Source organism: Patescibacteria group bacterium, from assembly GCA_038063375.1.
Taxonomy (GTDB): domain Bacteria; phylum Patescibacteriota; class Minisyncoccia; order Phycocordibacterales; family JANLHH01; genus JANLHH01.
In genome coordinates this window covers 1-9,764 of the sequence record JBBTVG010000010.1, presented here as the reverse complement: position 1 = coordinate 9,764, position 9,764 = coordinate 1, and the positions used below count along the sequence as shown (strand labels likewise).

The window sequence follows — 9,764 nt, the reverse complement described above, 5'->3', positions numbered from 1 at the left end:
AGCACCACTTCGGACCTTGCGCAGAAGTTTCTGGACAATACTACCACGTGCAATACCGGTTCAGCCGACACAGGCACGTTAACATCATGCTGGTACGCTCTCTCAACAACGGCAACCTCAACGATTAACCGAACCACGGCTACCTCGGCATCAGGCGCCACGACGACCATTTTCTTCCGGGTACAGATCACAGCCAATCCGGCACCCGCAATTCCTCAAGCCACCTACACGGCAACAACCACGTTGACCGCAACCGCTACATGAACAACATAATTCAAAACAATTTAATGAAACGTGCCGGGGCATTGGCATTTGGTTTCGCCCTACTTGCCTCGTTTACCTCTCTTGCTTTTCCGGCACAGGCATACGAAATACAGGAATTGGATGACAAGTCCATCATCGGAGATTTCGTCATTGGCCCCGCAAAAGCGGAGGTTGTTGTGGAGCCCGGAACACAAAAGACGCTCAACATTATCGTTACCAATCGCATGGGCGATGAACGAGTCTTCAACTTGAGCGTGGAAGACTTCACGGGCTCGCGAAACGCGGAGGAGCCGGTGGTTTTGCTCGGTGATGAGCGAGGCCCTTACTCCTTGAAAGATTACCTTTCTTTTGCGGAGAAAAGCTTCGTGCTGAAACACGGACAGCGCGCGACCATACCGGTAACGATATCAATCCCGGTGGATAGCGAACCGGGCGGCCGCTACGGGAGCGTGCTCGTTACTACTACCTCAAAGCCGGCCGAAGGGGAGACAGTGGGCGCAACTACGGGAGGCGCCACGATCGTTTCGCGTATCGGCGCGCTCTTCTTTGTGCGCATCCCGGGCGTTGTGGCGGAAGACGGAGAGCTTCAAAGCTTCACCGTCGCGAGCGACAAAAAGTTCTTCCTGGATGGTCCTGTTCCATTCCATCTTCTGTATGAGAACAACGGAAGCGTGTACCTCAACCCTTACGGAGAAATTACGATCAAGAACATGCTCGGCGAGACAGTAGGAGGTCTTAAGGTTGAACCATGGTTTGCGATGCCCGATTCGCTCCGATTACGCGAAGTATCCTGGGATCGCGATTTCCTGCTCGGCCGCTACACCGCGGAAGCAAAGATCAACCGAGGATACGGCGACATCATTGACGAGGCATCGGTGACGTTTTGGGTTGTGCCGATAAAGCTTGTGCTTTCGGTATTTGTCGGACTCCTCCTTCTCCTCCTCATCATCCGCTTTATCGGTTCGCGATTTGAATTCCGAAGAAAGTAAAGAGTATCAAACCTTCCTTGCAGACAGTATTTTTGGCAATTAGTACACTCTTGAGAATAAATGTTCTCGCGCATGACATCACAACGACATATCAGAGTTGTAAGAAAAAGGAGAGCACCACACGGGCACTTCTTGTTTTCTAAGTTGCTTCGCACCCAAGAAAACAATGTCGCACCTTTGGGGTTCGTGGCCCTATTTGCTGTGAGCGGTCTCATGTTGCCGGTCTTGGTTTTTTCCCAGGCCATGCAGAGCAATAATTACAAAATACAATTTGACAGCATCAACACGGGAGGAGTGTTTGCTTCTTCCACCAGCTATTCCATGGAAGATACGGTCGGAGAAGTGGGAACCGGAGAGTTGGCAAGTACGTCATATTCCCTGAAAGCCGGCTATCAGCAAATGAATGAAACGTTCCTCTCCATGACAGCAGCAAGCGATGTCGGGATGACCCCCGCGATCGGAGGTGTCAGTGGCGGTACTTCAAACGGCTCCGCGCAAACTACAGTAACAACCGACTCTGTCGCCGGATACCAGCTCTCCATCAAGGCAAGTTCTTCGCCCGCGCTCGTATCGGGCGCGAACACCATCGCCGATTACACGCCGGCAGGAGCGGACCCCGACTTCACTTTCGCGATCCTCTCCACCGCTTCCGAATTTGCATTTACCCCGGAGGGAACAGACATTGCGCAAAAGTACAAAGACAACGGCGCAAGCTGTAATACCGGTTCCGGCGACACCGCGGACAAATGTTGGAATAATCTCGCTACTGTAAGTGACGTTATCGCGAGCAGGACGAGCGCGAATCATCCGTCCGGAACACAAACGACGATCAAGTTTCGGGTGGAGGTTGGGTCAGCGCGCACGCAACCCGCGGGCACGTACATTGCGACAACCACACTAACCACAGTCGCCCTCTAAAAAAACGAAGAAAAAACGAAGGCAAGGCCTTCGTGGGAAGAGAACAAACAGAAGACATGCAAAAAATTTCCACAGCACATAAAACAGTCGCAATAGTTTTATTGACAGGGTTCTTCTTGTTCTCAGGAGCGCTTCTCTATGCCGCACAAGATACATTTACCACTACACTTAGTGTGACTGGTACCACTGATACGACACCGCCATCCGTCCCGTCCTCACTCTCCGCGACAGCAGTGTCAACTTCGCAAATCAATCTGTCGTGGACCGCTTCAACGGACGACGTCGCCGTACTGGCGTATAAGATCTATCGCGACACAGTGCATATCGCCACTTCAACCGGGACAACCTATGGAGATACGGGACTTTCTGAGGGAACAACGTACGCGTACACGGTTTCCGCCGTTGACACCTCATATAATGAGTCATTGCAATCTGCCACTGCAAGCGCGACAACGGAGACCTCAATAGTCACTCCGCCATCATCACCAGGTGGTAATGGACCACCAAGCCTCTTTACCCAACTTGCTATCGTGAACCTGAAAGTCGTCCCCGCGCTCTACTCCACCACCATCACCTGGGACACGACGAAGCCCGCCATTTCAAGACTCGCGTGGGGCCTCTCGTCGGAATACGAGATGGGAACGCTTTCCGGAACATCCCTAAAGTACAACCATAAAACGAACATAGAGAATCTTTCTCCCGGCACCACGTACTTTTTTGAACTTGAAGCAAGGGATGCGACCGGTCTCAAGACGGGCGTTACAAGAATGGAATGGAAGACGCTTTCTTTGCCCGACACTGCTCCGCCGGCAAACGTTTCAAATTTTACCGCGCGCCCGCAAGACGGCGCCATATTTCTTGACTGGAACAATCCTGCCGATCCTGATTTTGACTTTGTGAGAATTGTTCGCTCCAATCGTTTTTACCCGAGAGACCCTCAAGACGGCGAAGTGGTGTACGAAGAAAGGGGAGAGCGCGCAGAGGACAGCGATGTGGTCGCCGGACAAACATACTACTATACGGCATTCGCGAGAGACACAGATGGCAATTATTCTTCAGGCGCGGTCGTGAGCGCGCGGATAACAGCGGAGGGAGGCGTGTCACTTCCACCCGAATTGCCTTTTGACGGTTTCCCCCCTTCGCCCGACAGTTACCCCGAATTTGAGAAGCTCACCATTTTGGATTTTGACTTCATTCAGGACGGAAAGAAGCTTGTCTTTTCCAACGAAACAGCGGTACTTGACGGAACAAAGAACCTCATTATTTCGCTTGATTACCGCAAGGTGCCCGAGGTGCTGAAAACTATCGGTATTACCCTGCAAGACCCCGCAGATCCGGAAAAGGTGTTTGCTTTCTTGCTCCGAGTCAATAGCGACAAGAGCGCGTACGAAGCGGTAATCGCGCCGCTCCAAAGAAGCGGAACGTACCACTTTGGCATCGCTATCTTGGACTTCAAAAATCAGAGCGTAAAAAAATTATCCGGAAGTCTTGTGGCGCGAGTTCCCTTTGACCCGTACACGGGCAATACCGTGGCAGATAGGAGAAAGTATCTCCTCAATTCATTTTCCATCGCCCTCCTCGCCCTTATCGTGCTCGCGCTTCTTATTGCTATAAGAAAGCTATTCGCAAGGGGGCGCGACAGGCGGCCGAGAAGATTACCCCAAGAAGCTATACCCCAAAAAATCCGAAATTGAAGTCAGACTTCAATCAAGACAATCAATAGGGTCAAAATTTAGGTCTGACCTAAATCAATAGTGACGAAGAATGCACAGACAATGAAAACACAGTATAAAAACATATTCATACGCATCGGTACCGCCGCCACCATCGTGGCGTTAAGCGGAGCGTTTAACGTGCTTCCATTGTCCGCGCAATTCAATCCCGAAGTGAACTACCAAGGCAAGCTGACCAACGCAAGCAATGTCGCGGTTTCAGACGGCATCTACCACATGAAATTCCGCCTCTACACCGCTGCCTCGGGCGGCACGAATATCTGGGAAGATGACAGAAGCTTCCTCACTGGCAACAGGATCACGGTGACAAGCGGCCTTTTCAGCGTGTTGTTGGGAAGCTCCACTCCTTTAACAAGCGTTAACTTCAACCAGACGTTGTATCTTGAAGTATTGGTCGGCGGCACCGCGTCAACCACCATGGAGACGCTTTCCCCGCGCAAAAAATTAGGCAGCGTTCCCGCCGCGTTTGAGGCCGGCAAATTAGACGGCGTAGACTCCTTGCAATTCGTGCGCTCCGACGAAGCCGACACGATTGCGGCAACTTCCGCCTCAACCCTCCTCACCATCAACCAGTCCGGCGCGGGAGATATCTTGAACCTTCTTGATGGCGGCAACGAAGTATTCACCGTCATTGACGCCGGCAACGTCGGCATCGGCACGACGACGCCGTACGCCAAACTCTCGGTGGTGGGCGAAGTGGTCGCGGCAAATTTCACCGCCACTTCAACCACGGCAACCTCAACATTTGCGGGTGGATTTGCCGTTGAAACGAGCGGGTTGGTGTACGATTACTCAACAAACAAAGTTGGGATAGGAACCGCCTCACCGGCAGGACTTTTGGAAATTCGCAACGGTGATGTGGCAAGTATTCGGTTGAGTGATTCGGATGTTACCCATGGCATGACTGGTATTGTTCCCACAGATGTATTTGGCGAGATTGGCAATTCCAATACTCTCAATGGCGGTCTCATGATGCGTGGTTTCAGCGCTAGCGACAGTACGTACGGCGTTGATATTCGCGGATACGCAAACACTAATCCGAGTGTTGCAGCTGTTCGTATCGTGGGGATCAAACGAAACGGCACCGTGACCCAAGCCCTTGGCGCTACCGAGCGACTGTTTGATGTGCAGGATGTTTCAAATATATTGTTCACGGTACTGGGCGGCGGCAACGTCGGCATCGGCACGACGACGCCCGGAACGCTTCTTTCTCTCGGCAACACCGGCGCTAACACGATAAATATTTCGGCAACAGCCACCTCAACGTTTGGTTCAGGACTTGATATACGGACGGGATGTTTTGCTATAAACGGCACCTGTGTCGGTGCCGGAAGCGGGTCCGGCACAGTCGGCTCGGGCACGACGGGACAATTTCCATACTATGCCGCAAACGGCACGACACTCACCGCAACTTCCTCTCTCTTCCTCGCGACAAGCGGCAACGTCGGCATTGGCACGACGACGCCATGGGCGAAACTATCAGTAGGAACGCACGATCTTTCAATCACAACACCTTCATTTGTTATTGCCTCCTCTTCTACGGGGGTTGCGACATCAACTCAATTTATTGTCAGGAATGGTCTTGTGGGAATCGGCACCACCTCCCCATACTCAAAACTCTCCGTCTGGGGATCTGGCACAGGCACGAACAGACTTTTTGAACTAACCAACAGCGCTTCAACAACACTCGCAACATTCCAAGAAGATGGCACAGGATATTTCTTGGGTAACATCGGCATCGGAACGACGAGCCCGAATGTTAAATTAGTCGTTCAAGACACCACACCCGAAATCAAATTGTTGCCTTCCGGAGACACTTCGCAATATACCAGACTTTTTCATTCTAATTACTGGCTAGGTCCTTCCACTCAATTGATTAGTAGGTCGGGCGGGGTCATCCGAAGTTTATTGGCACGATATGGAGACGACCTGTCGATCATGCCAGAGGGAGGCAACGTCGGCATCGGCACCACGTCCCCATGGGCGAAACTCTCCATTGCCGGCAGCGCTACCGCTCCCACCACACCACTCTTTTCCGTGAGCTCGTCCACGCCGACCGGCACCACGACCGTCTTCCACATCACCTCGCAGGGGAATGTGGGGATCGGGACGACGAGTCCGAGTGTCGCCTTACATTTGAGTTCAGCACAGGATGCCGGGATGCGGATTGAGGCCACCGGTATATATGCTCCCGGGTTTGATTTATGGTGGGGGGGTGCCAGAAAAGGCACATTCGGAGTTGCCAATCAAGCAGACTCATTTGTCACAGGGGCGGCATCGGGCGACTTTGTTTTCAGGCCTGATGGCGGTGGCAACTTCATCTTCGCTGATTCAACTTGGACTAAACAGTTATTTAAGATAATGAACTCCGGCAACGTCGGCATCGGCACGACGACACCGTGGGCGAAACTCTCCATTGCGGGTTCTTCCGCCGCTCCCACCACCCCGCTCTTTTCCGTGAGTTCGTCCACGCCGACCGGCACGACGACCGTGTTCCACATCACCTCGCAGGGGAATGTGGGGATCGGCACCACGACGCCGGGAAGCGCTTTGCATGTTGAAAGATCGGGCGCGGGCACTGTTGGAGGTTCAATACAATTACGTAATTCTGCGACTAACGCTGCCGGTAATTATACAGAAGTATTTTTCAGTGGTTCAATCATTGCGCAAGCAAGAATAAGAGCACAACTTACATCTTCTCTTGCTTCCGATCTCCTCTTTTTCACGAGCGATGGATCCGAGTCGGAGAAACTTAGAATTACCAGTGCCGGCCTCATCGGCATCGGAACGACGACACCACTGTCAAAATTAGCAGTTAGTGGTGGAGTAAGCGTCGGTGCTGATTATAACGTGGCGGCTCCAACTAACGGGATGATAATTCAAGGCAGCGTCGGCATTGGCGTAACAAGTCCGTCTTCTCTAGCAAAGCTCGTCATAGATAGCGGTGGCGGGACGAATGCTAGTCTCAAACTTGAACACACGGGCAGTAATTTTATAGTACGACCGGTTAGTAGCAGTGGAGCATCTACGATTATAGAAAATACTGGTGGAGGAGCTCTGGTTATCAACCCAAACGGCGGCAATGTTGGCATCGGTACAACGTCGCCATGGGCAAAACTCTCCATCGCGGGAAGCTCTGCCGCTCCCACCACTCCGCTCTTTTCCGTGAGCTCGTCCACGCCGACCGGCACCACGACTGTCTTCCACATCACCTCGCAGGGGAATGTGGGGATTGGGACGACGAGTCCTACCAGTAGACTTCACATTGTTGGAGACGGGACAACGACCATACGGCTTGGATCGTCGCTTGCAACAGGAGATGTAGCAGGGATCAAGTTTATCGAGGGCGATACTGGCGGGAATGGTGATGGCGGCGTGGTTCTAAACTATAACGGTAGCAACAACGAGCTCAATATACGAGATCACGCCACCGGCAATGATCTTGTCACCTTTGAGCGAGCGGGCAATGTCGGTATCGGCACTACCTCGCCCTACGCGAAACTCTCCGTCGTGGGCGAAGTGGTTGCGGCAAATTTCACCGCAACCTCCACCACCGCGACTTCCACATTCGCCGGCGGCTTGGATGTTAATTCCGGCGCGCTCCAATACGACTACGGCGCGAATAAGACCTCCATTGAAAACCTTAATTTAGGACCGGTCAATTTTGAACCAAACGCCGGCGTCGTCTCCTGGATAGATATTTCCGTGACCGCCTCGTCGTCGGCAGGTACTGACATGAGCTACTCGGCGCAAATAGACAGCAATAAACTGCTCACGGTCTACGGCGAATCCAACGGCGCGGGCGGCATTCAAAACACCGGCGTCAATATCGGTACCTCCACCACGCTCTATTCCACCAACATCCCGTGGAATTCGCTCATCGTGGGCGATGGCATTATCTGTCTGGACAACGGCGGCGACAACTGCGACGACGCGGCGCGTACGCGTGGCACGATTTACGCCAACAACGCGACCGTCTCCGGGCTTGACGTCGCGGAAGAGTATCCGACGAAAGATACGACGCTTGAAGCGGGAGAGATCGTGATGCTTGATCAAGACAATCCGGTGTTTGTGCGCAAGTATGATAAAAACCCGGCGGCAGTTGTTTCAAAAAGCAAAAAAGGGAAAGGTGAAAACAGTGCCACCACTACGGAAGAAACCGCTTCTCCTGCGACGTCGCAAAGAACGCCGCAAGCATTTGGCGTGGTGTCCACACAACCGGGTCTTTTACTCGGAGGATTCAATAGCGAGAAGTACAAAAACGAAGTGCGCGTACCGCTCGCACTCGCCGGACGCGTACCTCTGAAGGTGACCATGGAAGGAGGCCCTATTGCGGTGGGCGACCGCATCGCGCCTTCTGCAAAGAGAGCCGGAGCGGGAATGAAGTCCTCCGGTTTTGGCGGAACTGTCGGCATCGCCCTTGAACCGTTTACCGCGGATTCTCCCCAAGACGAAGCTGGCCGAGGTACGATCCTCGTCTTCATAGACCTTGCTTCGCAGGGGCTTTCCGGGGCGATTGCCGGCGACGACATGGAATTTTCATTTGGGGAAAAAGGTATTTTTGATCTCGGCGGGAAAGACATCGCGAACGCGCGCAGTATCATTTCCGAGTCGGGAACGTGGAGCATCAGCGCGGAGGGGACGCTCATCACGAAGCGCGTGGAGACGGACACGTTGCGCGTGGGATCCGCGGAAAATCCGCGCGGCGTAGAGCTCTATGACTTCCAGACAGCCGCACTCGTGTGTATGTTCGTACAGGGAGGGGAGGTGAAAAGTGTGCCGGGCGGATGTACATTTGAAAGCGGCATTACGGGAGCAGCTACGACCCCGAGTACGGCAGAGGTGCCGATTCCGGAACCAACCCAAGAACCGACCCCTGAACCGATTGCCGAACCAACACCGCCACCTGTGGAAGAGCCGCCAGCCGAAGAAACCGTTACTGCGATTGCAACCACTACCCCTGAACAGCTTTAAACCTTTAAATATTTAAACTTTATTCGATGAAAAAAGACAAAAACAATTACGCGTTCATAGACAGCCAGAACTTAAACCTAAGCATTCAAGAATTGGGATGGAAGCTTGATTTTGCGCGTTTTAGAGTGTACCTGAAAGAAAAATACGGCGTCTCAAAAGCGTTTTTGTTCATTGGGTATGTGGAAGATAACCAAGATTTATACACCGCTCTACAAAAATACGGATACCTTGTGGTTTTTAAGCCGGTACTTGAATATAAAAACGGTAAAATGAAAGGAAATTGTGACGCAGAACTAGTATTACAAGCAATGATTGAGTACCCGCACTGCGACAAGGCAGTAATCGTAACAGGAGATGGGGACTTTCATTGTCTCGTAAAATATCTTGTGAAACAGGACAAATTGAAAAAACTTCTTATCCCAAACAAACAGCAATACTCGGCTTTACTCAAACGATTCCCGTCCGAATATCTTGCTTTTGTATCCGATTTGCAAAAAAAACTTGAGTATGTTGGAAAAATAAAAAGAAAAGAACCCCATAAGGACGGAACCTTATAGGGCGCTTTTCGTCGTGATTTGCAGATAGTATAGCAAAACGCGAAAGTATGGTCAAGTATGTTGCGGATAGCAAAATCAAACCTTTAAATATTTAAACCCTTACCTATGACCTCCAAACACTTAGGAAAACTCATCCTCATCGGCATCGTCTTTATTGCTGTTTTTGGCTATGTGGTTTTTCGCGTGTGGGGCGGAACACTCATTGATCTGACCCTTACCTCCAACACCTCCCTTGAGCAGGGCTTTGTCGGCCACTGGAGTATGGACGGAAAGGATATAGACACGTCTTCTAGTACCGCGGAGGTGCGCGACCGGAGCGGGCAGGGGAA

At 52.0% G+C, this 9,764-nt stretch carries 7 protein-coding genes; all 7 read left to right on the top strand.

Annotated elements, in window-relative coordinates:
* A partial coding sequence (locus AAB523_01405) for a hypothetical protein (protein MEK7555927.1) occupies positions 1 to 264 on the top strand: 264 nt, incomplete at its 5' end.
* On the top strand, positions 261 to 1,253 hold the full coding sequence (locus AAB523_01400) for a hypothetical protein (GenBank protein ID MEK7555926.1): 993 nt from the start codon (positions 261 to 263) through the stop codon (positions 1,251 to 1,253). The genes AAB523_01405 and AAB523_01400, both read left to right, overlap by 4 nt.
* Positions 1,254 to 1,496: 243 nt before the next feature.
* Positions 1,497 to 2,171, top strand: a complete 675-nt coding sequence (locus tag AAB523_01395; GenBank protein MEK7555925.1) for a hypothetical protein — start codon at positions 1,497 to 1,499, stop codon at positions 2,169 to 2,171.
* Between the two features lie 56 nt (positions 2,172 to 2,227).
* Complete coding sequence (locus AAB523_01390) at positions 2,228 to 3,865, top strand: hypothetical protein (protein MEK7555924.1); 1,638 nt, start codon at positions 2,228 to 2,230, stop codon at positions 3,863 to 3,865.
* An 81-nt stretch (positions 3,866 to 3,946) separates the two neighbouring features.
* Positions 3,947 to 8,878: a hypothetical protein gene (locus tag AAB523_01385; GenBank protein ID MEK7555923.1), complete on the top strand. Its 4,932-nt coding sequence runs from the start codon at positions 3,947 to 3,949 to the stop codon at positions 8,876 to 8,878.
* A gap of 26 nt (positions 8,879 to 8,904) precedes the next feature.
* Positions 8,905 to 9,435, top strand: a complete 531-nt coding sequence (locus AAB523_01380; protein ID MEK7555922.1) for an NYN domain-containing protein — start codon at positions 8,905 to 8,907, stop codon at positions 9,433 to 9,435.
* 105 nt (positions 9,436 to 9,540) lie between these two features.
* Positions 9,541 to 9,764 (top strand): hypothetical protein (locus tag AAB523_01375; GenBank protein MEK7555921.1); only part of this gene is annotated, 224 nt, incomplete at its 3' end.

Bases quoted from the DNA above. Each gene is read 5' to 3' on its own strand.
- AAB523_01400 (MEK7555926.1), top strand. From the start codon at position 261: ATGAACAACATAATTCAAAACAATTTAATGAAACGTGCCGGGGCATTG.
- AAB523_01395 (MEK7555925.1), top strand. From the start codon at position 1,497: ATGCAGAGCAATAATTACAAAATACAATTTGACAGCATCAACACGGGA.
- AAB523_01390 (MEK7555924.1), top strand. From the start codon at position 2,228: ATGCAAAAAATTTCCACAGCACATAAAACAGTCGCAATAGTTTTATTG.
- AAB523_01385 (MEK7555923.1), top strand. From the start codon at position 3,947: ATGAAAACACAGTATAAAAACATATTCATACGCATCGGTACCGCCGCC.
- AAB523_01380 (MEK7555922.1), top strand. From the start codon at position 8,905: ATGAAAAAAGACAAAAACAATTACGCGTTCATAGACAGCCAGAACTTA.